Below are 25,928 nucleotides of genomic sequence, written 5' to 3'. Positions count from 1 at the left end.
GGGGTGATGTCCTTCGCCCACACGCACGCGGTCGGGTACCTGTCGACGCTCGCGGCGATGCCGGACGTCGAGGTGCGCGGATCGGACCCCGACGGTCGCTCGACCGGACCGACGGTCGCGGAACTCCGCGGCGCTGACCTCGCCACCGCGCTCGGGGTCCGCTACGCCGACTCGTACGACGAGCTCCTGGCGTGGGGACCCGATGCCGTCATCGTCACGAGTGAGAACGCCCGGCACCGCGAGCTCGTCGAGCGCGCGGCGGCCGCGGGCGCACACGTGCTCTGCGAGAAGCCACTCGCCACCACGTGGGAGGACGGCCTCGCCATGCGCGACGCGGTCGACCGCGCCGGGGTCGCGCTCATGATGGCCTTCCCCGTCCGCTTCGCCTCGGCGTTCGAGCGGCTGCGTGCCACGCACGACTCCGGCGCGCTCGGGAGCGTGTTCTCCGCGCGGGGCGCGAACAACGGGATGCTGCCCACCACGCGGAACTGGTTCACGGACCCGGCCCTGAGCGGTGGCGGCGCGGTCGTCGACCACGTCGTGCACGTCGCCGACCTGCTCGACGCGCTCACGGGTGCGAGCGCGACCACCGTCACCGCCGTGGCGAACCGCCTCCTGCACGCCGACCGGGCGCGCGCCGAGACCGCGGGGCTCGTGACCATCACCTACGACTCGGGGATGGTCGCCGCGATCGACTGCTCGTGGAGCCGCCCGGAAACGGCGCCCACCTGGGGCGGCCTGACCCTCGACGTCGCGGGCACGGGCGGGACGGTGTCCGTCGACTTCTTCGGCGCCGCTGCCCGAGGCCTCGACGCGGTCGACGGGCGGCCGATCGAGCTTCGGTACGGCGCGGACCACGACGGCGCGATGCTCCGGACGTTCCTGGGCGCGGTGCGGGCCGGCACGCAGCCGCAGCCGGACGTCGACGTGGGGCTGCGGACCCTCGCGATCGTGCTGGCGGCGCAGGCCTCCCTCCGGAGCGGACGCACCGAGGTGGTCGCTCGCGTCTGACCCCCGTCGCGCACGCGGGTTCCTCCGCCCCTGCTGCGGCCACCGGGAGTCCCCGGCGACACGCGGTGCCGGTCGAGTAACTGACATCCTGTCAAAGCATGTAGATTACCGGGGTGCCTTCGGAGGCACGCGGACTGCAGCAGGGGGAACATGAGCGTCGCGTCAACGCGCCGTACGACCGACGTTGCGCCCCCTCGACACCGGGCGCGACGGCGAGCCGGGCACGCTGCACCAGCAGCTCCGGCCAAGGGGATGCGGCTCGAGATCCAGGCCGTCCGTGCCGTCGCGATCGCCTCGGTCGTGCTCTACCACCTGTTCCCGCACGCACTCAGCGGTGGGTTCGTCGGGGTCGACGTCTTCTTCGTCATCTCCGGGTTCCTGATCACCTCCCACATCGCGAAGCCGCTCGCCGTCGGCGGGTTCAGCTTCGGCGCCTTCTACGCCCGCCGAGCCTGGCGACTCCTGCCCGCATCGCTGCTCGTCCTCGCCACCACGGTGCTGCTCACCGCGCTGTTCGTCCCGCGCACGCTGTGGAAGGACTTCGGCGACCAGATCGTCGCGAGTGCGCTCTACGTCGAGAACTGGGCGCTGGCGGGGAACGCCGTGGACTACTCCGCGCTCGCGAGCGACGCCAGCATCGTGCAGCACTTCTGGTCACTGTCCACGGAAGAGCAGTTCTACGCCGTGTGGCCCCTCGTGCTCTGGCTCGGTGCCCGTCTGCGCTACGGCCGCCGGCGGCGGAACGGACGGTCGCTGGACCCGGCGCTCGCCGTCGCACTGGGTGTCGTGTTCGTGCTGTCGCTCACGAACTCGATCTGGCTGACCGGGTCCCCGGCCGCGTACTTCATCACCACCACCCGCGCGTGGGAGTTCGCCGCGGGCGGGCTCCTCTGGCTGCTCATGCGGCGGGTCTCGCTGCCGGACGCCGTCGCCGCCGTGGTCAGCTGGACCGGGCTGGCGCTCATCGTGGTGACCCTCCTGACGTTCGACGCCTCGACGCCCTTCCCGAGCGCCACCGCCCTGCTCCCGGTCACCGGCACCGCGCTGATGATCGCCGGGGGCATGCCCCGTGTGCCGTGGGGCCCGGCCGCCGTGTTCCGCCTGCGGTGGGTGCAGTGGCTGGGCGACGTGTCGTACTCGCTGTACCTCTGGCACTGGCCCCTGCTGATCGTGATGCCGTTCGTGATCGGCCTGCGCGTCGGCGCCGAGACGCCCCTCTGGGCGAAGCTGCTCGTGCTCCTCATCTCCCTCGGGCTCGCGCACCTCACCCGGCGTCTGGTCGAGGTCCCGCTCATCGCGTTCGCGGGCGTCCGGCTCCGTGCGCCCCGACGTCGGTACCGCGGCGTCCTCATCCTCGGGCTGGCCGGCGTCCTGGTCATCGCGGTGCCGGCCGGCTCGATGTCGTGGTCCGTGACGCAGGAGCAGGCCGCTGCGGCGACGACCACGACGGCCTCGATCGGGAAGCCGTGCTTCGGCGCCGCCGCGATGCAACCGGGGGCCGACTGCAAGCCCGTCGACGCCCAGGACATCACCCCGTCCGCCGTCCAGGTCGCGGTCGACGACTTCGCCGACCAGGAGGGCGCCGGCTGCCAGGTGCTCGGCAGCGACGTCACCGTGAAGACCTGTCAGGCGGGCGACCCGAACGGGACCGTCCGACTGGCGATCGCGGGCGACTCGCACGCCGCGAACTGGGTCCCGGCGCTGGCGGTCATCGCGAAGCAGCACCACTGGAGCCTGACGACGTACCTGCACTCCGGCTGCCCCCTCACCGCGGCCCACATCGCCGCATCGTGCGACACGTGGAAGGCGTCCGCCCTCACCGCGTTGCAGCAGGAGCACTACGACGCGGTGTTCGTCGCGGCCATGTCGCGGACGCCGTGGCCGCACGGGATGGTGCGCACCGCCTCCGACCTGACCGACAAGGTGCGGGACGACTCCGCGCGGGGCTACGCCGAGGCGTGGACGCAGCTGCAACAGGCCGGTTCGGACGTGATCGCGCTGCGGGACAACCCGGACCCCGCGATCGGCGGCCTCGCGGACGCACCGAGCTGCGTGGCGCAGAACGGTACCGGGTCCGCCTGCGACGTCCAGCAGGCGAAGGCCCTGCTCGCCGACCCGGTCGCGCGCGCGGCTCGGACGACGCCGCACGTGCAGCTCATCGACGCCTCGTCGCTGTTCTGCGCCGACGGGACCTGCCCCTCGGTCATCGGCGGAGTCCTCGTCTACCGGCAGGTCCAGCACGTCACGCGCACCTACTCCCGGTCGATGGCGCCGTTCATCGAACCGCAGGTCCGCCGGGCCGTCACGGCCGCGACCGCCCGGTGATCCCGGCCCCGACCACCTGAGCGTCCGGCGATACGCTCGACGGGTGCGCGCGACCGTGCGGGACGTGGCCACCCTCGCCGGGGTGTCCCCGAAGACCGTCTCCAACGTCATCAACGGCGGGGTCGCCGTGCGCCCCGAGACCCGCGAACGCGTCGAACGCGCCCTGGCCGACCTCGACTACGTCCCGAACCTGTCGGCCCGGGGCCTGCGGAACGGCCGCTCGGGCGCGATCGCGCTGACCCTGCCGGCGATCGCGAGCGCATACTCCGCCGAGCTCGCGCAGTGGTTCGTCGAGCTCGCCCGTGAGCGCGGCTGGGTCGTGCAACTCGACCAGACCGCCAGCGATCCGGAGCGGGAACGCGAACTGGTCTCCCGTGCGCGGGCGCACCTGGTCGACGGACTCATCCTCAACCCGGTGACGCTGAGCGCCAGCGTGCTCGCCTCCACCGAGGGGCTCCCGCCGACCGTGGTGATCGGCGAGGTCGAACCGGAGCACGTCGACCAGGTCCACGTCGACAGCAGCGCCGCAGGGGAGCAGGTCACGGCGTACCTGCTCGCACGGGGGCACCGCCGGATCGCCGTCGTCGGTGCTGCCCGCGCGACCGACCCCACCGCGACGAGCGAACTGCGGGAGCGGGGACACCGGGCCGCCCTCGCCGCGGAGGGGATCGCTGCGGACCCCGCGCTCCGGGTCCCGCTGTCGTCGTGGTCCACGAGCGCCGCCGCGACCGCCTTCGCCGCCTGGCTCGACGAGCACCCGCTGCCCGACGCCGTCATCGCCTTCACGGACTCGATCGCCTTCGGGGTCCTGCACGTGCTCGCGGCACGCGGCGTGCGGGTGCCCGAGCAGGTCAGCGTGATCGGGTTCGACGACGTCGACGGGGCCGCGTACGCGATCCCCGCGCTCACCACGGTGTCGTTCGACCGGCGGGCGTTCGCGACCGCTGCGCTCGACCTGCTGACCCGGCGCATCGAGGACCGGCAGGCGGCTCCGGAGACGGTCGTCATCCCGCACCGGATCGTCGAACGCGAGAGCGTCAGCCGCCGCTGACAGCGCGGCCACGGCAGAGCACAGCACGGCACGGCACGGCACGGCATGCCATGCCACCGAAGCAGCGCAGCCCGGCGCTGGGCTCAGCCCGCTGCTTCGAGCACCGCCGTCTTCGTCCGGGGGTCGCCCAGGATCCGGAAGTGACCGCCGACGGGCAACCGCACGTTGGTCGCCCCGGGGAGCGCGCTCCCCCCGGGGATCAGCGTGTCGAAGACCCCGTACACCGAGGTGATCCGCGCGTTCACGTCGAGGTCCCGGCCGAGCGCGGCGAGCACGGGGTCCGCCGCGCGGAACACCCGCAGGTGTGCGACGGGCGCGAGCACCGCGTAGGCGGAACCGGCGAACGGCGTCGACACCGCCACCATTCGGTCGATCCGGCCGTCGGGGTCGAGCCGGGCCATCGCGTACTTCCCGATGAGACCGCCCTTGCTGTGCGCGAGCACGAGCACGTTCCGCAGGTCGTGCTCGACGAGCACGGCCATGACCTCCTCGGCGGAGAGCGGCACCGGCCGCACGTTGTGCCGCAGCACGGGCAGGACGTGGACCGGGTGGCCGCGGTCGTGCAGGGCGTCCATCAGGGGCCGCATGAAGTGCCAGGTCTCGTAGACGCCGGGGATCACGACGACGGGCTGCCCGTCCCCGCTCCGGTAGTCGTCCGCCGTGGTCGGTCCGAGGCTCCGGATCTGCCAGCGGGTCGCGTAGGCCCAGTCGAGCGCGGCCCACCAGCCCCGACGGAGCAGCGGGACACGGTCGGGAGGCACGACCTGCGCCGTCCGCGCGGGCGCGGTCGGTGGGGTGGTCGGGTCGGTCACTGCAGCCGCTCCAGCGTCTCCACCCGACGGAACTCGTCGACGACCTCGGCGAACGCGACCGGGCTGTGCTCCTGGACGTGGTGGGCGCCGGGGAGCTCGACGAGCGCTCCGCGGGCGGCCGCGGCGACGAGCCGCCGCGCCCAGTCGGGGCGCGCGATGGGGTCGAGCGTGCCGCGGACGACGAGGACCGGGACCTGCAGCCGTGCGACGGCCTGGCGGGTCGGGTACCGGACCATCGGCCGGAGCTCGTGCACGTACTGGCGGAAGCTCCGCGCGTAGTCGAACAGGACGATCGCGTTCATCCGCGGCCCCTCGACCACCATGTCACGCATCAGGTCGACGGCCTGCTGCACGAGCGTCGGGCGACGGTCGTTCGTGACGGGCCCGATGAGCACGACGGCTGCGACGAGGTCCGGCTGCCGGAGCGCCGCCTCTGTCACGACCTGCGTGCCCATCGACTGCCCGACCAGGACGCAGTCCACGATGCCCTTGGCGCGCAGGGCACCGACGACCACCCGGGCGAGCTCCTCCACGGACAACCGGCGACCCGCGGCGGGGAGTCCGCCGAAGCCGGGCAGGTCGACCGTGATGGTGCGGTGGGTCCGGGCGAGTGCGCGCTGGGTCCGGGTGAAGGACAGGTGCGACATCCCGATGCCGTGCACGAGGACGACGGTGGGGGCGAGCGTGTCCCGGACCCGACCCGCGGGAGCGAGGGTGCGCAACCGCACCGGGAGGCCATCGATCCGGATCGTCTCCACCAGCGCGCGCACGGACCGAGGCTACGCGCGGTGTGCTGCACGGTCGTGGGGCGGGCTCGATGCGTCCGGTGCGAGGTTGATCGCCGGGTGCGGGGTTGTCGACGAGCACGGGGCCATCAACCTCGCACCATCGGATGCGCTTCGCAGCGAGACAGCAGGTTGGTCATCGGGGGCCCACAGGCCGCGGGGGTGCACTCGTGGCATGAGTGAGACCACCCCTCCGAACCCCGTCACGCCGTACCCCGGAACCCCGGCCGGGTGGGGTGCCGCCCCGTCGCCGACCTCGACGCTCGGCGACGGAGGCGACCGGACGACTGGATCCGCGGTCCCGCCCGGGGCGTACGCGCCTCGGTTCGAAGCCGACGGCCCGAGCCGCTGGTACGGCTCGGCCCCACAGACCGGCCGCGGTCCGGGTGGCCCGAAGCCGCCGTGGTTCTGGCCCATCGTCGCGGTGGCGATCGGTCTCGCGGCACTCCTGGTGGGCGGGGGCGTGGGGTTCGCCGTGGGGTACTCGATCGGCGGCCACCAGCAGACGTCGCAGTTCCCGCGGGGCGGCATCGGGCAGTTCCCGGGCGGCGGGAACCGGCCCCACCCCGGCACCGGCACGCAGGGCGGGACGGGGACCCAGGGCGGCGGCGGAACGGGAATCCAGGGCGGGACCGGCACGGGAACGCAGGGCGGGACCGGGACGGGCGGCAGCACCGGGACCGGCAGCAGTACCGGGACGGGCGACAGCAGCAACGACTCGTCGAACAGCTGACCCTGGCCCACACGGCCCTCGCGGTCCTATGCTCCGACCATGCGCAAGGTCACCTCGGGTCTGTTCATCTCGGTCGACGGCGTCGTGCAGGACCCGTACCGGTTCCAGTACGACAGCTTCGACGCGGAGCTCGGCTCGGGCATGACGACGTGGATGGCCCGCACCGACACGGTCCTGCTCGGCAAGAACAGCTACCTCGAGTGGGCCGAGTGGTGGCCCGCGCACCCCGAGGACCCGTTCGCGCAGTGGATCAACCCGATCGAGAAGTACGTGGCCTCCACGACGCTCGGCGACGACCTGTCGTGGGAGAACACCACGCGGGTGCCCGGCGACCTCGACGACTTCGTCCGGGAGCTCCGCGAGCGTGACGGCGCGGACATCGCCGTGACCGGGAGCATCAGCGTCGTCCGACACCTGTTGTTCGCGGGACTCCTCGACGAGCTGCAGCTCATGGTCCACCCGGCGGTCGCGGGCGCCGGTCGGAAGCTGTTCGAGCCGACGGACCCCCCGACGCGGCTGCGGCTGGTGGAGAGCACCGTGACGAGCAAGGGCAACGTGCTGACCACGTACGCGCCGTTCGCCGCCTGACGGAGGCGATCCGCGCCTCCAGACCGGTGCACTGACCGACCCCGTGATCGGCGTACCCTCGTGGGTGGCCGTCGACCGCACAACCCCGGAGTTCACCATGCCGCAGGACACCCGCCCGCACGTCGTCATCGTCGGCGGTGGATTCGCCGGCATCGCGGCCATGCGGGAGCTCGCCGACGCCGACGTCCGCGTCACGTTGGTCGACCGGCACGTCTACAACATGTTCCAACCCCTCATGTACCAGGTGGCGACCGGCGGGCTGAATGCCGGGGACGTGACGTACTTCCTCCGCAGCCTCCGCGCGAAGCAGGCGAACGCCGACTTCCGGCACGGCCTGCTGACCGGCATCCGGCCCGACGAACGCGTGGCCGAGATGTCCGACGGCGAGCACCTGCACTACGACTACCTGATCCTCGCCAACGGCGTGAACACCAGCTACTTCGGGACGCCCGGGGCCTACGAGTACGCGTACTCCATGTACTCGCGCTCGCAGGCGCTCCGGATCCGCGACGAGCTCTTCACGCGGCTCGAAGAAGCGGCCGCGAAGCAGGGACCAGACGAGATCCGTGTCGTCATCGTCGGTGGCGGTGCGACCGGCGTCGAGATGGCCGGGGCGCTCGCCGAACTCCGCGACCAGGCGCTCGTCGGTGCCTACCCGGAGATCGAGCGCGGCAACATCTCCATCACGCTCGTGCACCGCAGCGGCGAGCTCCTCAAGCCGTTCGCGCCGCGCCTCCGCCGGTACGCGGCGAAGGTCCTCCGGAAGCGCGGGGTCGTGCTCCGACTGAACACCGGTGTCGCCGAGGTCCGGCCGGACTGCGTCGTGACCTCGGACGGCGAGGTCATCCCGGCGTCGCAGGTCATCTGGGCGACCGGTGTGACGGCGCACAAGGAGGTCTCCGGCTGGGGGCTGCCGCAGACCTCCGGCGGGCGCATCCAGGTCAACGACGACCTGAGCGTGAAGGGTGCCGAGCGCATCTTCTCGGCCGGTGACATCGCGGCGCAGGACGACGCCCTCGCCCAGCTCGCGCAGCCGGCGCTGCAGGGCGGCAAGCACGTCGCGCGGCAGGTCAAGCGCGTGCTCGAGGGCAAGCCGACCGAACGCTTCAAGTACTTCGACAAGGGCACGATGGCGACGATCGGCACGAACGCCGCGGTCGCGCAGCTGCGTGGTGGCATCACGATGGTCGGGCCGGTCGCCTGGCTGGCCTGGGTGTTCGTGCACATCACGAGCCTGCTCGGCAACGGCAACCGGATGTCGACGCTGACGCACTTCTTCGTGCGGTACGTGTGGTTCATGCGGAAGCGGTCGATCCCGATCGTGGGCGACGTCCGGCCCGTGCGGCCGAACGGCGACCGCGAGCCGGAGCCGTGGCAGATGCAGAAGGTCGAGTAGCGGGGACCGTCGGACGGGAGGCACGGTGCGGGTCCGCACCGTGCCTCCCGTCCGTCGTGGGTCGCGACTACAGCACCCGGTCCGCCGTGGCGTAGGCGCCGGCGGCGATGTCCTCGAGCAGGGTCGGGCCGGTGGGCTCCCAGCCGAGCAGGGCGCGCGTGGCCTCGGACGTCGCGGACATGTCCATCCCGAAGAACTGCCCGATGAAGCCGAAGTGCTCCACGGCGTCGGACGGGTCGATCGAGGTCGTGGGCACACCGAGCGCGTCCCCGATCGCCTCGGCGATGGCCCGCGTCGGGATGCCGGACTCGGCAACCGCGTGCATGCGGGTGCCAGCCGGGGCACCCTCGAGACCGAGCCGGACCAGCCGCGCGGCGTCCGAGACGTGCACCGCGGCCCACTCGTTCGCGCCGTCGCCGACGTAGCCGGACACCCCGCGCGTCCGAGCCGCGGCGACGATCGCGGCGATGAACCCGTGGTCACCCGTCCCGTGCGTCGTCGGGCTGAAGCGGGCAGCGATCGCCCGGACGCCCTGGTCCACGAACTCGAACGCCCGGTTCTCCCCGCCACCGCGTGGGCTGTCCGGTCCGACGGCACGCGAGGGGTCGGTCTCCTGCGCGGGACGACCGGGCGCCAGGGCAGCGACACCGGAGGAGAACACGAACGGCCGGTCGGTGCCGGCGAGCGCCTCGGCGATGGTCTCGATGGACGCACGCTCGGCGCGGTTCGAGGCCGCGGGGTCGGACCAGTCGTGCTTGTTGGCGAGGTTCACGACGCCGTCGGCCTCGGCAGCACCGCGCCGGATCGCGTCGAGGTCGTCGAGGTCACCGCGCAGGACGGTCACGCCCTTCGCCTCGAGCGCTCGGGCGGAGGCGTCGGACCGGGCGAGCCCGGTGACGGTGTGACCGGCGGCGAGCAGGTCGTCGACGGTGGCGGAGCCGATCCAACCGGAGGCTCCGGTGACGAACACGTGCATGGAAGGTCCTTTCGCAGGTGCCCACGACACTGATGTCATGAACTGACATCACGGTAGCACTCCATGTCAGTCGCTGTCATCAGTAGACTACGACGATGGCGAGGTGGCAACCCGGGACGCGTGAACGACTGCAGGCGACGGCCTTGGAGCTCTTCCGCACCCAGGGGTACGACGACACCACCGTGGCGCAGATCGCCGCAGCGGCCGCGGTCACCGAGCGCACCTTCTTCCGGCACTTCACCGACAAGCGCGAAGTCCTGTTCGCCGGCCAGGTCGACTTCGTGGCCGTGTTCGTCGATCCCATCGAGCAGGCTCCCGCCGACACCCCGCCGTTCGACCTCGTCACGCGGGCGCTCGACTCGGCGAGCGGGTTCTTCCCCGAGGACCACCGTCCGTGGTCCCGGACCCGACAGACGATCATCAGCACGAACGCCGCCCTGGCCGAACGCGAACTCGGCAAGCTCGCCGCACTCAAGGTCCGGTTGGCCGACGCCCTCCGCGACCGGGGCGTCGCCGAGCCCGCCGCGACCATGGCCGCCGAGACCACGGTGACGGTCTTCCACCTGTCCTTCGCGCAGTGGATCGCAGACGGCGAGGCACGGCCGTTCGCCACGATCGTGCACGAGCGGCTGGACGCCCTGACGAACCTGGTGCGCCCCGCTCGGTGAGCGGCCGTCGGGCCGGCGGAGGGGCCCCCGGCGCACGCGCCCCGCGCAGGTCCGTCGGCGGGGCCGCACCGTGCCTCCCGTCCCGCTCGTCGGTCGCGACGGACCGGAGGCCGAGCGCCTCCCCGACCACGGGATGACCGCTGTGCGCGCAACCTGTGCCGCCCCGGCACAGCACGCGCCTACGGTCCACTGCGCGCCACCACGGTGGGCGGCGCACGAGGAGCGACCATGGCCGACCGAAGCACCACGACCACCCCAGCCGGACGCACGGGGTTCCTGCGACGCATGACCTTCGCCTGCGCCTGGGGCGAGGGGCTCGACGGCTTCGACCTCGGGGTCATCAGCGTCGCCCTGCCGGCGATCACCGTCGCGCTGGGGCTCAGCCCCGTGCTCGCCGGGCTCATCGGCGCGAGTTCGCTGATCGGCATCTTCATCGGTGCCCCGCTCGCCGGCCTGCTGACGGACCGGTTCGGGCGCAAGCGCGTGTTCACGATCGACGTCCTCGCCTTCATCGTCCTCGGCCTGCTGCAAGCGTTCGTGGCGGACGGCTGGCAGCTGTTCGTGGTGCGGGTGCTGCTCGGGATCGCGATCGGAGCCGAGTACTCCATCGGCGCCGCGATGCTCGCCGAGTTCGCGCCCGCGAAGGACCGTGGCAGGCGGCTCTCCGGCCTGCTCGTCTGCTGGTACGGCGGGTACCTGCTCGCCGTGGTCGCGGCCTACGTGATGATCGACGCGTTCGGTCTCAGCTGGCGCTGGGTCCTCGTCACGAGCGCCCTGCCCGCCGTCGTCACGGCCATCGCCCGCATCGGGTTCCCCGAATCGCCCCGGTGGCTGCTCTCCCGCGGCCGGACCGAGGAGGCACGGGCGATCGTCACCGCCCACCTGGGCGGCGACGCGTACTTCCGCGACGAGGAGTACACCGCCGAGGAGCAGCGCAGCGGCGGGTACCGCGTGCTGTTCTCGAAGGACAACCGCCAGCGGCTGGCCTTCATCTCGATGTTCTGGGCGTGCAACGTCGCACCGTACTTCGCGATCTTCACCTTCGCGCCGACCGTCCTGAAGTCCCTGCAGCTGCACGACCCCGCCGTGGGCACGATCACCGTCAACGCGATGGCCGCGATCGGCGCGTTCGTCGGCATGCTGACGATCGAGCGCCTCGGCCGACGTCGGCAGCTCATCCCGCCGTTCTGGATCATGGCGGTCGCACTCGCGGTCGTGGGCTTCTGGGGCTCGGCACCCGGGATCGTCATCGTCCTGTGCTTCGCGGTGTTCTCGTTCATGAACGCCGTGCAGGGCAACCTGACCGCCGTCTACCCGATCGAGGTCCTGCCCACCGAGGTCCGGTCGACGGGTGTCGGCTTCGCCGCCGCGTGCAGCCGGATCGGCGCTGCCGCCGGCACGTTCCTGCTGCCGGTCGGCATCACCACGATCGGGATCGGGGCGTGCATGCTGATCGCCGCTGCGATCTGCGTGGTCGGCGGTGTGCTGTCACAGATCATGGCGCCCGAGACCACGGGGCGCGGGCTCCACGACACCAGTACCGCTCCGCTCCGGCAGCACGACCTGCGGGTGCCGGCGGTCCGGTGAGAGCAGCCCGGAGGCGAGCGCGATCCCGACCAGGATCACCACGCCCCCGACGGGCTCGTTCCACCGCACGCGCTCGCCGAGCACCAGGACGCCGAGCACGACCCCGACGACGGGCGTCAGGTAGGTGACGGTCGAGGCGCGGGCGGCGCCCCACGCCTGCAGCAGCCGCGTGTTCCAGACGTACGCGAACCCGGTGCCGAGGCAGCCGAGCACGACCATCGCGGCGATGATCCCGCCGGTCAGGTGTACGGGCTGCGCCGCGGTGAACGGCGCGACGAGCAGCAGCAGGACGGCGGCCAGGGTGAGCTGCACCGCGGCGAGCGTCGGGGCGTCGAGCCCGCTGCCGGCCAGGAACCGGCGCAGGTACGCCAGACCGAAGCCGTAGCAGGCGGTCATCCCGAGCAGCGCGATCTGCCCGGGCACCGTCGCCAGGACCGCCGGGTCGCCGATGAGCCCCCACGGGCCGACGAGCACGACGACGCCGACGATGCCCAGGACGACCCCGCCGAGCTGCCGGCCGCGCAGCCGCTCCGCGGGGAGGAGCAGCGGCAGCGCGATCATGGTCGTGATCGGCGTGGTGGCGTTGTAGATGCTCGCGAGGCCCGACGGCACGGTCTGCTCCGCCCAGGCCACGAGCGACGCCGGGACGGCGTTCAGGAACACCGCGACGACGAGCAGGTGCCCCCACAGCCGGATCGACCGGGGCCACCGGCGTCGGCTCGCGAGCAGGAACGCGATGAGCGTCAGCGCACCGAGCACGGTCCGCACGGTGGCGACCTGCTGCGCGGACAACCCGTCGAGTCCGACCTTGATGAAGAGGAAGCTCGATCCCCAGACCAGCGCGAGGAGCACGTACACGAGGGCGTTCACGTGGGCTAGTGTCGACCGCGCCGCTGACATGAGGCAAACGCATTGCCCTCATGTCCGCATGAGGAGTCCGCATGAACATCACCGTCGCCCAGCTCCGGGCGCTCGTCGCGACCGTCGACCACGGGTCGTTCACGGCCGCCGCCGCGGCGATCGGCGTCGGGCAGTCCGCCGTCTCGCACGCCGTCGCGGGACTCGAGCGCGAGGTCGGCGGCACCGTCCTCCGCCGTGGGGGCACGGCCGCGCCGACACCGCTCGGCGACCGCATGCTGGCCCACGCCCGCAGCGTGCTCGCCTCGGTCGACGCCCTGGAGGCCGTGGTCCGGCCCGCCACGGCGCGCGGCACCCTGCGCCTCGCGGCCGTCCCGACGGTGTGCCAGGGCCTGCTCCCCCGCCTCCGAGACGTGTGGGCGGTCACCCTGCCGGACGTCGACGTGCAGGTCTACGAGGGCGACGACGACGAGATGCCGGAGTGGCTCGAGGGGGGGACCGTCGACGCGGCGATCCTGGTCGACCCGTCCCCCGCGCCGCCCGGCAGCGTGGTGGTCGCCCGTGACGAGATGGCCGCGGTGGTCCGGCGTGACCACCCGCTGGCCGGTTCCGAGGCACTCACCCTCGACGACCTGCACGACGACGGCCTGGTGGCCGGCGGCGGCGGGTGCGAGCACCAGATCCAGCGCCTGCACGAACTCGCGGGAGCCCCGTACCGGTACGCCCACCGGGTGCGCGAGATGAGCACGATGTTCGGGATGATCGAGCGCGGCGAGGGGGTGTCGATCGTCCCGACGCTCGGCCGGGTGATGCTGCCGCCGGGCCTGGTGATGGTCCCGATGGCGACGCGGTTGCCGCGGACGCTGGTGCTGAGCGGTCCGATGTCCCGGCCGTGGCACCCGCTGGTGCGGGCGCTCGTCGACGCGGTCTGAGCCCACGACGGCGGTGGACCGGCAGGATGGCCTGGTGTCCGACACCCACGTGAAGACCTTCGCCAACGCGCAGGAGGCCGCAGCCGAGGCAGCCGGACTGGCATGGCTCGCCGAGGCCGAGTCCTCCGGTGGCACCAGGATTGTCCGCGTGCTCGGGCGTCCGAGCCCGACGGTGCTCGACCTCGAGCGCATCGACGACCGCTCCCCCACGGCGGTGCAGGCCGAACGGTTCGGCCGGTCCCTCGCCCACACGCACGCCGCGGGGGCCAGGCACTGGGGCGCCCCCGCGCCGGGGTTCCCCGTCGACGGTCCGCTCCGGATGGGGCGCTCCCGCACCGCGTTCGTGGCGGCGGAGGACGCGCCGGAGTCCTGGGGCGAGTTCTTCGCCGAGTACCGGATCCGCGACTACGTGCGCCGGATCGTGGACGCCGGCGGGCTGGACCGCACGCAGGCTGCCGTGTTCGACCGGGTCGCGGACCGGGTGCAGGACGGCACGCTCGGGTCGCCGCAGCCAGCACTGGTCGGGGACCGGCCAGCTCGGTTGCACGGCGACCTCTGGGCGGGGAACGTGCTCTGGCCCGCCGACCACGCGGAACCCACCGGCGCGGTGCTCATCGACGCGAACCCGCACGGCGGTCATTCAGAGACGGACCTGGCGCTCCTCGGGCTCTTCGGTCTGCCCCGGCTCGAGACCGTCCTGGCCGCGTACGACGCGGAGTTCCCGCTGGCCGACGGGTGGCAGGACCGCGTCGCCCTGCACCAGCTCGCACCGCTGCTGCTGCACGTCCTGTTGTTCGGCGGGTCCTACACGGACGCGGCACTGCGGGCGGCGCGGCGGTACGCCTGAGCGATCACGCTGGGTGCGCACCCATCGACTGCTGGCGCGTCGACACGCATCCGATATGTAGTGTTGGACGTCGTGGAGAGGCGGCGATGGCGGTTCCGGCGAGTGATGGACGCGTGGTGTTCGTGGACGAATCGAAGGTCCGCGACTACCTGCTGGTAGCGGTCACGCTGAACAGCGGGGCCACCGGACCGGCGCGACGATCACTTCGGCAGCTGATACTGCCGGGCCAGTCTCGCCTGCACATGCGGAAGGAGAGCGATTCCCGGAGACGACTGATCCTGTCGACCGTACGCCCACTCCCCAGCGGAGTGACCGTGCTCCGTGCTCGAAAGGACGGCCGCACCGACCTCGCACGTCGCGCCGACTGCATCCGGGCCCTCGTGCGCAGCATCCAGCCGGGTGTGCGCACAGAGGTCTGCTTCGAACTCGACGAGACGCTCCTCCGCCACGACCGACAGCGACTGGTCGAGGTGCTGCGCTCCGTTCCCGACGACGTGCGGGTCACCCACCGCCACGAGACCGCAACACGAGAGCCGCTGTTGGCGATGCCGGACGCAATCGGTTGGGCGTGGGCGAAAGGCGGCGACTGGCGGCGTCGATGCAGCGCTGGTCTGGTCGTCGTCGAGGCCTGAAAGCGCGAGACCCGAGCGCCCAACCGTCCGGATGGGTCTCGGGTCCACTTCTCGAGGCTCAGCGCAACGAGCATGTTCAACATACCACCCCCGCGTGACCGCGCACCCGCACGGTCGGGTGCGCCTGATCTCGGAGTCCGTGATCGCCGCCCCGGTGCGGAACCCGAATCCACGCCGGGGCGGCGACGGGAGGCGACGAACCGGTCGACGAACACCCTGATCCGGCGTTCGCTGCTGGCCGCGGCCCCCACCGCGTCCGATCAGCACCCACACCCTGAGCAGGGCTCATCGACCACGATGATCGAACCGTACTCCGCGGACCTCGGAGCTGGAACCCGTTGACCCCCGTGTGCCGGTCTGCTAGCTGTCGAGGTCACTCCCCGGCGACACCGCGGACGACCACTGTGAGTCGGCCCCGGTGCTCGTGTCGGGGGGCTCCGGCGTCAGGACGAGCCCGGACCCCGACAGGGCCGAGGCGTACAGCTGCTCGAGCCACGTCCTGTTGATCGAGGGCGCCCGACTGCCGTCGAAGTCGAAGTGCAAGTTGGCGTTCGGGTGCAGCCAGATCGAGCTGCGTCCGTCCCCGCGAGTGACGGGGTCCTTCCACGAGAACACGAACCGGTGGTCGCGCCGGAGCATGTTCACGATGACGATCTGCAGGTGTGTGAGCGCTCGGTCGTCGATCCGAAGGTCGAGTACCTCGCCGCCGTAGATGAGCTGTCCCATGGGTCCTTCTACTCCGCGACGACTGCGCACGGGTTCCCCTGTTCCCCGAGATGGTGCCCGCGGGTGTCGAGCAATCAGCGTGCCTGTCAGTGTCCAGCCGAAGTTGTCACTGATGATCGCTGGAGACTCGAGCGAGTCGGATCAGCCGAGCGTCCAGTTGAACTTGTCAGCTTCTTGACAAATCAGAGATCGAACGGAATCGGATCCTGCTGAGAAGCCATGACGCCCGGTCCTGGTCTTCCTCCATCGCTCCGCCGCCAGTCCAAGTCGTCGATCTGCATCCCCATGTCATGTTCGAAGAACAACGCGACTCGAGCGATCATCTCGAGCTCCCCGTCAACGGCGAGGCGGTCGCCGAGTCGCATCGCAGTCCAGCCCTCTTCAACGTACGAACCCTCGGGTAACCAGACAGTGAAGGACACGTGTGCGCGCATGTCGTACTCGACGAGGTCGGCCTTCGGCGCGGTTCGACTCGGCCCGACACGGTCGAACTCGTACGCCCACTCGATGTCGTCAACTCGAAAGGAGTACGGGGCACGGTCGAACCCACACTGCTCGGCTGTCGGCTCCATCCCGTCCTGCACAGCACCAGAGTCGAGTAGGTGCCTGAACTCATTGTCCTGAGCTTGCGCGACAGCTGCCGCGATCTTCGTTGCTTTCCACGGCAAGCTGGCCAGCAACCATCTGGTCAGGTCGTCGACGACAGTCACCGTTCCTTCTACCGCAAGTAGATCGGCGGCGAGCGCGGCAGGGAGCTCTCCTCCTTCTGCTTGGAAGATCCGGTCTGCCGTGACGAGGATGACCTCACGTCCTTGTCGAGCCAGCGCTACCGCGTTGGCCCAGACCAATGAGTCGCGATAGCCGCTCCCTTTCTGGTCGAACGGTGGGATCCGCGCGACCGCTCGACGAACGAGGTCGACGTGGGACACCTCTGGCAGCGGAAGCAGGTCGAATCCAAGCTTGTCCTCGAGTCGTTCCTCCGCGTACGCCCGGTAGTCCTGAATGGTTGGAGGCTCGGGCGGCGTAAGCCCCAGCCTCCGAAACATGGTCGACGACCTGCTGAGTAGCTCGTTCGCCTCGGCCACCTGACGCGCATGATGCGCGGACAGTTCCTCAAGGCAGACGATCGGGACCTTGACCTCGAGAAGGTTCTGCCAGCGGGCATGGCTGAGCAGTCGCATCGCGAGCCCGGTGAGCGTCCAGTCGCGGCGAAGTTCCGTCGTGTCGAGAAGTACCGTCTTCATGAGTGCACCGTAGCGACTCCGCCAACCAGCGAAGGGACAGGTCAGCTGCGGAGTGCCGCGATCGCGTCCGCGATCTTGTCGTTCATGTGCCGTCTCCCGCCCTGTCTCTGGAGGATCTCGTCCAGCTCGACAAGGCGCCGCTGCGCTGACTCACGTGCCCGCTCAAGATCGCGCATCGCAACACGCCCGAGAGCGCCGCCGAGCGACATGTCGATGAGCGGCTGAGGAACCCCTCGTGCCAATGAAAGGAAGCCGATCGGAAGCAGCAATTCGACTGTCGTGGCCACGAGAATCGCGACGGGCGCTTCCGGCGCGACCAGGATTGCAACTGCCGACGAGAACAGAATCAGCACGGTGTAGACAGCGAACCAAAAGCCCCGCGACAATATTCGGCGCCCTCTCGACGGCTCTGTCATCGTCGATGCTGTGAGCTGCGTCAACATGGAGAGGCTCGCGAAGAGGAAGACTGCTTCGAGCGCGAAGACGATGCCTGAATCGACCGCCGACGAGCGGACGACAGCAACGGGCGCGATGAGAGCGACCAGGATGGACCAGCCGGCAAGCGTCCCGTATGCGCCGTGCAATGTACGGGCTGGGCGCGGGAGACGATCGAGCTTCGCGTTGATGTGTGTCAGAGCGTCGACCGTCGTCGCTCGCTGACGGTCGAAGTCCGGTACGACGAAGCGGCCACATTCGACGCCGAGGACCCACGTAACTGCGCCGCCCGCGAGGACTGACGGGAGAGCGGACACGGCGGCGCTCGTCTGACTGATCCCGATAGCGGTGAGTGACGCCAGTAGGAAAGCGGCGATGGCGAGCACGATGCCGAGAGCGCCAATGACGCGCCGCAGAGTGGCTCTTGGGGTGTCGGCCTGCAGGAGGACTTGCCCTCCGAGGCTCGCGCCGAAGAGGGCGATCGCCCATCCCGCGAACCGTTCCGCCGCCTCTGATGCATCCGCGCTGATGGCAGAGCCGATTTGACCCAAAGACGCCCAGGGCACCGCCTCATTGCGATGCGTCAGCCCGACGATGAGTCCGACCAAGTAGAGAGCTGCGACGCCGACGACGAGGATCGCGATACTGATGTCTCGCCGTCGGGCCGGCAACGGCGAGATGTCCGAGTGGAGGTGTGGCATCTTTCATGATCTCGGCGGCCGGCGACATCAAACGGCCAGGGGTCCTTCGGCCACCAGCCCCTCCGTGGAGGTCGTGGCGATCCCCGGTAGCCGATCCGCGACCGGACATATTGGGCATCCCCCGGCGCGTTCGCGCTCGGAGACGGTCTGCTGGATCTCGTGTCGCGCGACTCTGCACCGCCAATGAAAAGGCGTCGCGTCCGCTACCGAGTGTTCGGGTCCGGCGTTCGTGTTCTTCCAGGGATGCCACTCCGTGGCGAGTGCCGGGTGCGTGGTAGCCACGTCGTTAACTCCGGGGAAGACGGTGCGAGCGACACACTTGCTGCAGGCGTTGCGTCTTGCTCGGAAGTCGATCCGCTCCTTGACGCCGTGACCGTTCTCGCACAACCACCACACCGCAACGCGGTCTTCTGCGGTGAAATCCTCGGGAGCGCGACGGCCGTTTGATCCGCGGTCCCAGTGTTCAGCTAAAAGCGGGTGGGTCTGTACGAGGCTCTTCGATGCGGCAAGGAGGCTCGCCCGTTCGCACGTCCCACACCCGCCTCGCGCGACGCGGTCTCGTGCTTCGTCCACTTCGTGATGACCTTCAGGGCACATCCAGTACCCCATCGCGCGGTCGCCAGATCCCACTTGGGAAATCTTGAGGCTGTTCGCGGCGTCCCATTCGGCGGCGAGTTCCGGGTGTGTCGTGTGGAGGTCGTTGTAGCCGGCGAGCACTGCCTTTCCTTTGCAGAATCTGCAGCCCACATCGGTGCCTGTCACGCTCGCTGCCGTTGCTTCGAACGGGTGACCGTTCCGGCAGATCCACACGTACGTGTTGGAGGAGCCGATGTTGATATCGAAGGCAGTGAGTCCCGCGTTGCGGGACAGGTCGATCGCATGCGCGAGGTCTGGGTACTTCGAAGCGACATCGTTGACACCTGGCTTGGGAAGCTTCGGCTGACAGCTCGTGCAGCGCGGCGCTTTCCGTCGCGGCCTAGTCGACATCCCGTAGTTCACCGCATGGCCTCGAGCGCAGAACGCTTGGAGGACGAGCGTTTCGGGGGGTTCGCTTTTCCGGCGATCTTGCTCGATGCCTACATCGAAAGCGGACTGGATCGTGTCCCCAGAGGCGAGCAAATACTCCGCGAAGCCCCCTGGAACCCCGAACCAGTCCTGGAAGCGCGACAGCACGTTGTCGGTCAGGGGGAAGTCGTGCGCGAATCGGTCGTCTGGTGTCTCGCCGCGGAGCCTCGCGCGGAGGCGCGCTGCGGTTGGGAGCAAGTAGAGCCAAAGAATCCGAACTGCCTCGTTCGAGGCGTCGGGCACGGTGGCTCGGACCAGCGCCCCGAGCTGCTCGAAGCGTCGCGTGTGCGTCGCGCTTGGGTCGAACAGCGCGGGAAGTGTAGTCATGCGGGTCAGCATCGCCATGAGGTTGACGGCGTCGACGAACCGGGCCGCCTCGAGGTGTCCGTCCGTGGTGGTTCCCGTTCCGGTGGTCAACGCGGAGACGACGATCCGGTAGAACCGCGCGTCGACACGTCCGTCGCGCTTCAAGCGCTGCAACCGTCGCGCGGCCTTCATAGTCGACTCGTCAACGGCGTGCTGCTGTGACACGTCGCCGAAGAGTCCCACCCAGCGCCGGTGACGGCGACAGACCGGCGACCGGAAGTGTGGATACTGGGCGATGGACGCCCCTTTCGCACATGCCGTGCACATCCACTGTTCCGTGAGAACGTCCGGACACGACTCGCACGACGAGCCGTCGGGGTGGCGCCCCCGAACCGAGGCGGCCCGCTGCAGGCAGCTCAAGTCTCGTCGTGCGAGCCGCGGCAGGATGTGGTCGAACCAGAGCTCTTCATCTGGCAGGTCCCCCGAGATTGATTCTCGGACATCGCGTATGCGCGCCCGTCGGTGTGCGTCGCGTTCACCGTGCCGTTCGAGCAGCCGTCTGCTGTAGCTCTCGGGCGTCTCCCGGCCTCGCGGCCGGACGCGGAGTGGGAGCGGTGCAATGTTCGTAAGCGTCACGCGGCGTCTTCTTGGTCAAAGTCGTCGAGGATGCTCCGGAGCCCGAAGCGGTCTTTGGACTTGCGGAGGCGGTCAGCAGCTCTGTCGCTGGCACGGTCGGACGCTTGCGCAGCAAGGAGGTCAAGCGTGACTGCTTCACGTTCGACACGGGGGCTCATGATTGCTTCGATTGCCGCGAGCCGGATGAGGCGTGTCAGGGCGGCGAACGAACCGTTGGTGCGGCGGTGCAGCTCTCCGGCGTGCTTCTGCAGCGCTCCGCGCTTGTGGTCACGCAGCGGCAGCTCGGATTCGATGTCTCGGATGAGCGATGCCCACTCATCGCGCTCGGCCGCCTCGTCGTAGCCGAAGCGCTGCAAGGACGTCATGGAGAAACGCACCTCCACCTGGTCGCCGCCGGCGCCAGCGAGGAAGGCGTTTTCGTCGAGTCGGATTCCCGCGAGCACGAATGTGGGAGGAGCGTCGAGCATGAGGTCGCGAAGGACATCGACCGAGTCGCCGAGGTTCGCCGAGCGCCCCTTCAAACGGTGGATCTCGTCGAAGACGACCATCTCAGTACCGGCGTTTGTCATCACGTCGACAACACGTTCGGCCATCTTCACTTGCGTTTCGCTTGCGACCGCGCGCAGTCCGTAAAACTTCAGGATCGCTTCCAAGAGCTGCTTGCCCGTCGCGTGCGGCGGTGTGACAACGTAGGCGATAGGCACCACGCCTTCCGCGCTGGGTCGGCTGCCGTCTTCGGTGTATGCCGCCCAGATCGAACGCATCAGCGTCAGGCACAGCGTGGACTTGCCCGCGCCAGCGTCCCCGGTGACGAGAAGACCAGATTGGATGCCAAGAGCGGCCGAGTTGATCCCCATGGACAACGCGAGGTCCTTGCGCGCTCGGTCGATATCTGCGGTGCTCACGAGTACGCCGCCGGACAGAAAGCGTATCCGTTCGAGGTCGTACGCGGCCCTCGTGATCTGATCCATGTTGCCGAGAGCAGCAGGGGTCGCCGGCGAAGGCCTCCGGACTGGATTGCTCAGGACCTCCTCAAGGTGGTCGAAGCGGGTCAGTCGTTGACGCACACCGGCGTCACGGCGGAACAAGTACATCGGAAATCGCCTCCTAGAACGGACTCTGGTTGGGATCGAAGGCACCACGCGACTGCGTCGGCTCCTCGACCGGTGCGGCGTACGGGTCTTTCCGCACGGCAGCAGCGACGTACGGCTTCGCTGGCGTGCCCGAAACTAAGCCGCTCACCATCTCGACGGCGACGCGGTCGGAGAGGCGACGGAGCGCTACGTCTCGTTCTGGCTCGTGCGGCCGTGTCCGCCGTTGCGTCACGCCCGTTGGCTCGCATTCGATCAATGACCCATCAGGTGCAATCGCCCAGATGAACTCGTGGACGTCGCCGTCATAGTGGAACTGGATACGACGCGCTCCAAGCCCTGGAGTGAGCTCTGGCAGGTCGAGGAGCGGGTGCAGGTCGTCCGACCAGTAGGTGAGGTTCTTGAAGTGGATCCCGTCGGGCTGGAGGATTCGGTCGTCGATCGGGAGCGCCCGGAGGTAGTCGTCGCCCTGGACTGGCACCCGCAGCAGGTCCGTCCTCGTGATCGAGCTGTCCAGCTCGAGCATGTCGTTCGGTGAGAGTTCGAGCCCAGGGAACGCATCATGATGGAGCTTGTTGCCGGGCGTCGTGTTGTATGTTCCGAACGCCCAGTCGCTGACGAGTGCCATGACCATGTCGTAGCTGAGCAGCTCGGACATTGGGGTTTCGGCACCGCGGTTCGCCACGCTGTTGCCGACACTTCCGGGAAGAGTCTGCGCGAACTTCGCTATCTCGAGGTTGAAGCGTTCGATGTGCGGTTTCTTCGCCGGCGACCCGGGGGGCGCGAAGACGACGCTGATCCGAGCTCGTCGGGCTGCAGCGAGGAATGGAGCGCTCGAGAAGTCCGATCCGTTGTCGACCGTGATCTGGCTCGGGTAGACAAAAGGTCGGTTCAGCACCTTACGCTCGTACTCCTCGCCGGTAAGGAGCCGATGTTCCGGGTACATCCCCTGCAACCGCTCGCGATGCGCGGCCAGCCCCGGCCTGTCTGCCGGTTGCGTCGTCATCTGTACCAGCAGACTGATCTGGTCGACTGAACGCGTCGCGATTGACGCAAACGAGATGGCGCGGCAACTTGAATTGTGGACGTCGATGGCGGCGGCAATAGCGATGCGTCCGCGGTTGCCGCTCGGCATGAGGCAGTCTACGTCAAGCTTGGTCGTGTCCATCTCGATCAGCTCACCCGAGCGACTCGTGATGCGGGGCCGGTATGGCTTGTCCGGTCGCCTGTCATCGGTCTGTCGCCGCTTGGCCGGCTTCGTCACGTCGACCCGACCGCTCATGATGTCGAGATACTTGTTCCACGTAGTCCGGGACAATGCGGGCGGTGCTTCGCCGCAGGTCCTCAGATATTCGTCCTTGACCCACCCGACGAGGACGCTCTTCCGAACGGTCTGCTTCTTGGGGTACTCGTTGAGCACCTTCGCGAAGGCACCACGTAGGTCAGCCGTCAGCTTCTCGGTCCGCCCGAACTGACGGAAAGCTCGAAGATCGGCCGCTCCCGTCTCGGGATCCTCCCTGTAGCGCGCTACCCAGCGCCACATTGTTCGCGCACTCACGTCGAGCTCATTCGCCTTCGATTCGACCCGCTGCGTCTCGGTGGTCTTGGCGAGGTCGTACAACGGGTTCTGCTTCTTACGGCCCGGCCGCATGCCAAACAGCACCTCTTCGATCTCGGTGTTCCGTTCGTGCACTGCCTTCCGGTCTGCAGGGCTCAGCAGATCGAGTTTTTGAGGGAGCGCAAGGAGAGTGGTCGACACGTCTGCCGCTCGACGCGATACCTCCCCCAACGGCATGGTGATGACCTCGCGATCAGCAGATCTGATGAGGGTCATCATGCTTGACGTGCGCTGCACCAGCCGGTACTCGCCATCGTCGAGCTGAATCGGCTTTGTCAGGTCGATTGCTCGGGTCATCAGCGGATCTTCCAGACGGCGGAGATGTCGCTCAGGGGCTGGGTCAGATCAACGGCCCATTCGTTGCGCCAGACAAGGTTGTAGAAGTAGGTGCGCCCGAGAGCAATGTCCGCGGGGCAAAGGACCATCGCGGCCTCGAGGACGGTCAGTGGGTTTGCGGCAGCGGAGGCGAGCTCGAGCTCACGCTCCCGTGGTGGCATATCCCAGGGCTTGTTGCACTGCATGATGAAGCGCTGATTGCGGTGCAGGAGGTCGGGAAGCTCCGTGTGAATCTCGTATCCCCAGCCGATTGCCGCGCACACCTCGGCGGTGAGGGAAAACTGCAGCTGGACCTCTGGGTCGCCGAGCTTGGACTCGTACTTCACATCGAGAACGCGCTGGCGCCCTCGATCGTCGAGGACCAGGTAGTCGAGCACGTGCCAATGCTTTCCATCAGGGAACACGAGCGTGGCGGGCTGCGCAGCGACAGCGACGATATCGCCTGCCTGGTCAAAACGACGTAGAACGTCTGCCTCGAGCTGGCTGTTGAACCAAACGTGCTCGCCCGTGGAGCTAAACCAGTAAAACCCGGTGAGGAATGGCTCGTCGGGCCGGCGCCTGGGCGTGCGAACTCGTCGCGTATGGAACAACCCGAGTTCAAGGATCTCCGAAGTCGCGGGCGCGTCGAACTCCTCGTCACCGATGCGCCACATCACCCAGGTACGCCCAGAAGTGCGTGCTTTCGCCTTCAGCTCCTTCGACGGCGCACCGGTGCGAGCTTCGCCTCCATTCGGTCGGAGTCCGTAGTAGTTGAAGGCCTGACTCATCCTGCGAACGCCGTCCATTCGGTCGCGCGAACGAAGTCGCGCGTCACCTGGCAAGGCTGCTCGTTTCGGCGGCGTGGATTCATCTCTCACTCCTGGGCTGGGCACGCCAAGTAGCCGTTCATGTGAACGCAAGGCACGGCGCGATGGCGGACGGCTGGTTGAGCCGCTGGACGGGAAGTCAGGCGCCGAACTCGTTCCGAGTCCCGGCGCGCGAACCACCATACGAACAACTCGGCACCCCTGGTTCCTCGTTTCGGCGCTGAAGCCGAGGGCGAACTCGCGATTGAGGTGTCCGCGGCGAACGGGACGGAAAAACCCCTCGAACTAGGGACAGCGGACGTTGGTCTGTCACGGAGTTACCGATTCGTGATGAACCCAGTACTGGGGGAACGGCGACTTCGCTGAGGTTCTTGCAACGGCGTGTCGCAACGATCACGCGGAACCGCGAGCGTCCGCGCATAGCGCCTCCGGAGCCGAGGTACGGCTCCGGAAGGAGCCGATATGTCGGCCGCACATCCATTCGAGGCAGTCCGCGCACTTCACGTTGAGTACGAGGCGCTCCGCACCCAACCGATTGGGTCCCTCAGCCTCGATGAGCGCCGTGGGTTGGAGTACTACCTGGCGGACGTCGGCGACGCCGAGCCCGGAATCGCCCAGAGCATCCGGAACTGGATCGAGTTCGCTCACGGACTGGACGACTTCGTCTGCCGCCACGGAAGGATGCCGATTCCTGCGGCGCGGTCGCCACGACCCCATACTCAGGAGCAGTGTCTCGTGGATCGGCTCAGCTACCAGCGCCGCCCCGCTGTGCGGGCAGCGCACTGCCGCTACCAAGAGCTCAGGCTGGAGGGCGTGCCCGGATTTCGGTGGTCACCGCAGCGAGACCGCTGGACCGAGCGCCTGCACCAGTACCAGGACTTCTGGGCCACACACGACCGCGCCCCGCATCGACGTGCCGACGACCACCTGGAAGCCTCACTAGGAAGATGGGCGGCAGAACAGCGCGCAGCTCATCGATCACGAGGCCTCCAACCGGAACGACTTCGCGCATTGCGCGGAGCAACGTTCCGCGTCCTCTGAACTTCTTCCAGCTCGGACGGCTTCACGGCTCCCGGAACAGCCGAAGCAAGCCATTCAACGAAGTCCCGCCGCTCCGCCTTCGTCTGACGCTTGCGGAACGGAGCAAGCCGGCGAGCGGTCCCAGCTTCCAGGCCTCGCGCGAGCACCTCCACGAGCCACGCCCGGCGACTCGGAGCCTCTTCGTTCTCGAGGAGCTCCGTCTCGCTCACCGCTTCCCAGTCGTCCAAGTAGTCCGTGAGTTGTATACAACCGCGCTCGACGATCGACTCCTCAAGCTGGTCCGCGTGCGGAAGCAACAGCTGCTCCGCGGGCATGAGCAAAGCAATGTGCTGAGTGAACTGCTTCACGCTGCCAAGTCGCTCTATCGCGTCCATCACGTGTCGGGAGGTGGGCGCGACTGTGACTGCAACCGAACGCTGGACGGTCATCGACGCGCGTCGAAGCAGTGACGAAGTCGTCGTCGTCCCACGCACGTCGGTCTCCGGGGACCCCGCCCATCGATCGCCGAAAATCTCTACGGCCTGTTCGAACGATCGCAAGCGCCCGTCGCTGACCCGATAATCCGACACCACCCTGGGCGAGGCAGTGAGGTAGACCGCATCTGGCGGCTCGTCCCCGAGCGGCGGACGCGCGAGGAGATAGCAAGCGCGCCCGCGACCCGGCGACAGCAGCGCCGGCGCGTCGTGCCACATCCAGTCACCTAGGGCGTGTCTCCTAATTGG

At 69.0% G+C, this 25,928-nt stretch carries 24 protein-coding genes; 12 read left to right on the top strand and 12 right to left on the bottom strand.

Annotated elements, in window-relative coordinates:
* The first annotated feature begins 6 nt into the window (after window positions 1-6).
* The 3 genes from J7E22_RS03225 (at window position 7) to J7E22_RS03215 (ending at window position 4,387) form a co-directional block, all read left to right on the top strand.
* The gene (locus tag J7E22_RS03225; protein ID WP_251008679.1) at window positions 7-1,011 is read left to right on the top strand and encodes a Gfo/Idh/MocA family protein; all 1,005 of its coding nucleotides are present in this window, start codon (window positions 7-9) and stop codon (window positions 1,009-1,011) included.
* A gap of 252 nt (window positions 1,012-1,263) precedes the next feature.
* A complete protein-coding gene (locus J7E22_RS03220; RefSeq protein ID WP_214978845.1) occupies window positions 1,264-3,336 on the top strand; it encodes an acyltransferase family protein in 2,073 nt (690 codons plus the stop codon).
* A gap of 43 nt (window positions 3,337-3,379) precedes the next feature.
* Window positions 3,380-4,387: a LacI family DNA-binding transcriptional regulator gene (locus J7E22_RS03215; protein ID WP_214978843.1), complete on the top strand. Its 1,008-nt coding sequence runs from the start codon at window positions 3,380-3,382 to the stop codon at window positions 4,385-4,387.
* Between the two features lie 83 nt (window positions 4,388-4,470).
* Here the strand turns inward: J7E22_RS03215 and J7E22_RS03210 are convergent, their stop codons facing one another.
* Together J7E22_RS03210 and J7E22_RS03205 are read right to left on the bottom strand one after the other, a co-directional pair.
* On the bottom strand, window positions 4,471-5,199 hold the full coding sequence (locus J7E22_RS03210; RefSeq protein WP_308159131.1) for an alpha/beta hydrolase: 729 nt from the start codon (window positions 5,197-5,199) through the stop codon (window positions 4,471-4,473).
* Window positions 5,196-5,969, bottom strand: a complete 774-nt coding sequence (locus tag J7E22_RS03205) for an alpha/beta fold hydrolase (protein ID WP_214978841.1) — start codon at window positions 5,967-5,969, stop codon at window positions 5,196-5,198. Before J7E22_RS03205 ends, J7E22_RS03210 begins: the two co-directional genes overlap by 4 nt.
* Window positions 5,970-6,159: 190 nt before the next feature.
* On the opposite strand from J7E22_RS03205, the gene J7E22_RS03200 reads away from it, so the two are divergent.
* The 3 genes from J7E22_RS03200 (at window position 6,160) to J7E22_RS03190 (ending at window position 8,701) form a co-directional block, all read left to right on the top strand.
* Window positions 6,160-6,717 carry a hypothetical protein gene (locus J7E22_RS03200; RefSeq protein ID WP_214978839.1) on the top strand — a complete coding sequence of 186 codons (558 nt, stop codon included), beginning with the start codon at window positions 6,160-6,162 and terminating at the stop codon, window positions 6,715-6,717.
* 39 nt (window positions 6,718-6,756) lie between these two features.
* A complete protein-coding gene (locus tag J7E22_RS03195; RefSeq protein WP_214978837.1) occupies window positions 6,757-7,305 on the top strand; it encodes a dihydrofolate reductase family protein in 549 nt (182 codons plus the stop codon).
* A gap of 64 nt (window positions 7,306-7,369) precedes the next feature.
* The gene (locus tag J7E22_RS03190) at window positions 7,370-8,701 is read left to right on the top strand and encodes an NAD(P)/FAD-dependent oxidoreductase (RefSeq protein WP_308159130.1); all 1,332 of its coding nucleotides are present in this window, start codon (window positions 7,370-7,372) and stop codon (window positions 8,699-8,701) included.
* A gap of 67 nt (window positions 8,702-8,768) precedes the next feature.
* Here J7E22_RS03190 and J7E22_RS03185 read toward each other — a convergent pair whose 3' ends face one another.
* The gene (locus tag J7E22_RS03185; RefSeq protein WP_214978835.1) at window positions 8,769-9,677 is read right to left on the bottom strand and encodes an SDR family oxidoreductase; all 909 of its coding nucleotides are present in this window, start codon (window positions 9,675-9,677) and stop codon (window positions 8,769-8,771) included.
* A 95-nt stretch (window positions 9,678-9,772) separates the two neighbouring features.
* On the opposite strand from J7E22_RS03185, the gene J7E22_RS03180 reads away from it, so the two are divergent.
* Window positions 9,773-10,345 carry a TetR/AcrR family transcriptional regulator gene (locus J7E22_RS03180; protein ID WP_214978833.1) on the top strand — a complete coding sequence of 191 codons (573 nt, stop codon included), beginning with the start codon at window positions 9,773-9,775 and terminating at the stop codon, window positions 10,343-10,345.
* A gap of 228 nt (window positions 10,346-10,573) precedes the next feature.
* Entirely contained in the window at window positions 10,574-11,932 is a 1,359-nt protein-coding gene (locus tag J7E22_RS03175; RefSeq protein WP_214978832.1) for an MFS transporter, read from the top strand.
* On the opposite strand, the gene J7E22_RS03170 is transcribed toward J7E22_RS03175, so the two are convergent.
* Entirely contained in the window at window positions 11,834-12,802 is a 969-nt protein-coding gene (locus J7E22_RS03170) for a DMT family transporter (RefSeq protein WP_214978830.1), read from the bottom strand. The genes J7E22_RS03175 and J7E22_RS03170 overlap by 99 nt on opposite strands.
* A gap of 71 nt (window positions 12,803-12,873) precedes the next feature.
* On the opposite strand from J7E22_RS03170, the gene J7E22_RS03165 reads away from it, so the two are divergent.
* The 3 genes from J7E22_RS03165 to J7E22_RS03155 all read left to right on the top strand — a co-directional run bounded on the left by J7E22_RS03165 (window position 12,874) and on the right by J7E22_RS03155 (window position 15,201).
* Window positions 12,874-13,722, top strand: a complete 849-nt coding sequence (locus tag J7E22_RS03165; RefSeq protein ID WP_214978828.1) for a LysR family transcriptional regulator — start codon at window positions 12,874-12,876, stop codon at window positions 13,720-13,722.
* 34 nt (window positions 13,723-13,756) lie between these two features.
* A complete protein-coding gene (locus tag J7E22_RS03160) occupies window positions 13,757-14,569 on the top strand; it encodes a fructosamine kinase family protein (RefSeq protein WP_308159129.1) in 813 nt (270 codons plus the stop codon).
* Window positions 14,570-14,682: 113 nt separating this feature from the next.
* A complete protein-coding gene (locus J7E22_RS03155) occupies window positions 14,683-15,201 on the top strand; it encodes a hypothetical protein (protein WP_214978826.1) in 519 nt (172 codons plus the stop codon).
* Window positions 15,202-15,561: 360 nt separating this feature from the next.
* Here the strand turns inward: J7E22_RS03155 and J7E22_RS03150 are convergent, their stop codons facing one another.
* The 7 genes from J7E22_RS03150 to J7E22_RS03120 all read right to left on the bottom strand — a co-directional run bounded on the left by J7E22_RS03150 (window position 15,562) and on the right by J7E22_RS03120 (window position 24,126).
* Window positions 15,562-15,927: an ATP-dependent DNA ligase gene (locus J7E22_RS03150; RefSeq protein ID WP_214978824.1), complete on the bottom strand. Its 366-nt coding sequence runs from the start codon at window positions 15,925-15,927 to the stop codon at window positions 15,562-15,564.
* 182 nt (window positions 15,928-16,109) lie between these two features.
* Entirely contained in the window at window positions 16,110-17,171 is a 1,062-nt protein-coding gene (locus tag J7E22_RS03145) for a PIN domain-containing protein (protein WP_214978822.1), read from the bottom strand.
* A 41-nt stretch (window positions 17,172-17,212) separates the two neighbouring features.
* On the bottom strand, window positions 17,213-18,307 hold the full coding sequence (locus tag J7E22_RS03140; protein ID WP_214978820.1) for a hypothetical protein: 1,095 nt from the start codon (window positions 18,305-18,307) through the stop codon (window positions 17,213-17,215).
* A 27-nt stretch (window positions 18,308-18,334) separates the two neighbouring features.
* Window positions 18,335-20,314, bottom strand: a complete 1,980-nt coding sequence (locus J7E22_RS18090) for a zinc-ribbon domain-containing protein (RefSeq protein ID WP_214978818.1) — start codon at window positions 20,312-20,314, stop codon at window positions 18,335-18,337.
* Entirely contained in the window at window positions 20,311-21,408 is a 1,098-nt protein-coding gene (locus J7E22_RS03130; RefSeq protein WP_214978816.1) for a TniB family NTP-binding protein, read from the bottom strand. The genes J7E22_RS18090 and J7E22_RS03130 overlap by 4 nt, the downstream gene beginning before the upstream one ends.
* 13 nt (window positions 21,409-21,421) lie before the next feature.
* A complete protein-coding gene (locus J7E22_RS03125) occupies window positions 21,422-23,320 on the bottom strand; it encodes a DDE-type integrase/transposase/recombinase (RefSeq protein ID WP_214978814.1) in 1,899 nt (632 codons plus the stop codon).
* Window positions 23,320-24,126, bottom strand: a complete 807-nt coding sequence (locus J7E22_RS03120; protein WP_214978812.1) for a TnsA-like heteromeric transposase endonuclease subunit — start codon at window positions 24,124-24,126, stop codon at window positions 23,320-23,322. The genes J7E22_RS03125 and J7E22_RS03120 overlap by 1 nt, the downstream gene beginning before the upstream one ends.
* Window positions 24,127-24,627: 501 nt before the next feature.
* Here J7E22_RS03120 and J7E22_RS18380 point away from each other — a divergent pair.
* Entirely contained in the window at window positions 24,628-25,206 is a 579-nt protein-coding gene (locus J7E22_RS18380; RefSeq protein ID WP_374193250.1) for a helicase associated domain-containing protein, read from the top strand.
* On the opposite strand, the gene J7E22_RS03115 is transcribed toward J7E22_RS18380, so the two are convergent.
* Window positions 25,137-25,928 (bottom strand): hypothetical protein (locus J7E22_RS03115; RefSeq protein ID WP_214978809.1); only part of this gene is annotated, 792 nt, incomplete at its 5' end. The two genes, J7E22_RS18380 and J7E22_RS03115, sit on opposite strands and share 70 nt — an antisense overlap.

Origin of the sequence: Curtobacterium sp. ISL-83, from assembly GCF_018613895.1 — a bacterium.
Lineage (GTDB): Bacteria > Actinomycetota > Actinomycetes > Actinomycetales > Microbacteriaceae > Curtobacterium.
This window is presented reverse-complemented; position numbering and strand designations above follow the sequence as displayed.

Coding starts and splice junctions, on each gene's coding strand:
- J7E22_RS03120 (WP_214978812.1), bottom strand. CDS start 24,126: ATGAGTCAGGCCTTCAACTACTACGGACTCCGACCGAATGGAGGCGAA.
- J7E22_RS03140 (WP_214978820.1), bottom strand. CDS start 18,307: ATGCCACACCTCCACTCGGACATCTCGCCGTTGCCGGCCCGACGGCGA.
- J7E22_RS03200 (WP_214978839.1), top strand. CDS start 6,160: ATGAGTGAGACCACCCCTCCGAACCCCGTCACGCCGTACCCCGGAACC.
- J7E22_RS03180 (WP_214978833.1), top strand. CDS start 9,773: ATGGCGAGGTGGCAACCCGGGACGCGTGAACGACTGCAGGCGACGGCC.
- J7E22_RS18380 (WP_374193250.1), top strand. CDS start 24,628: ATGTCGGCCGCACATCCATTCGAGGCAGTCCGCGCACTTCACGTTGAG.
- J7E22_RS03175 (WP_214978832.1), top strand. CDS start 10,574: ATGGCCGACCGAAGCACCACGACCACCCCAGCCGGACGCACGGGGTTC.
- J7E22_RS03185 (WP_214978835.1), bottom strand. CDS start 9,677: ATGCACGTGTTCGTCACCGGAGCCTCCGGTTGGATCGGCTCCGCCACC.
- J7E22_RS03225 (WP_251008679.1), top strand. CDS start 7: ATGTCCTTCGCCCACACGCACGCGGTCGGGTACCTGTCGACGCTCGCG.
- J7E22_RS03220 (WP_214978845.1), top strand. CDS start 1,264: ATGCGGCTCGAGATCCAGGCCGTCCGTGCCGTCGCGATCGCCTCGGTC.
- J7E22_RS03145 (WP_214978822.1), bottom strand. CDS start 17,171: ATGAAGACGGTACTTCTCGACACGACGGAACTTCGCCGCGACTGGACG.
- J7E22_RS03165 (WP_214978828.1), top strand. CDS start 12,874: ATGAACATCACCGTCGCCCAGCTCCGGGCGCTCGTCGCGACCGTCGAC.
- J7E22_RS03130 (WP_214978816.1), bottom strand. CDS start 21,408: ATGTACTTGTTCCGCCGTGACGCCGGTGTGCGTCAACGACTGACCCGC.
- J7E22_RS03195 (WP_214978837.1), top strand. CDS start 6,757: ATGCGCAAGGTCACCTCGGGTCTGTTCATCTCGGTCGACGGCGTCGTG.
- J7E22_RS03125 (WP_214978814.1), bottom strand. CDS start 23,320: ATGACCCGAGCAATCGACCTGACAAAGCCGATTCAGCTCGACGATGGC.
- J7E22_RS03150 (WP_214978824.1), bottom strand. CDS start 15,927: ATGGGACAGCTCATCTACGGCGGCGAGGTACTCGACCTTCGGATCGAC.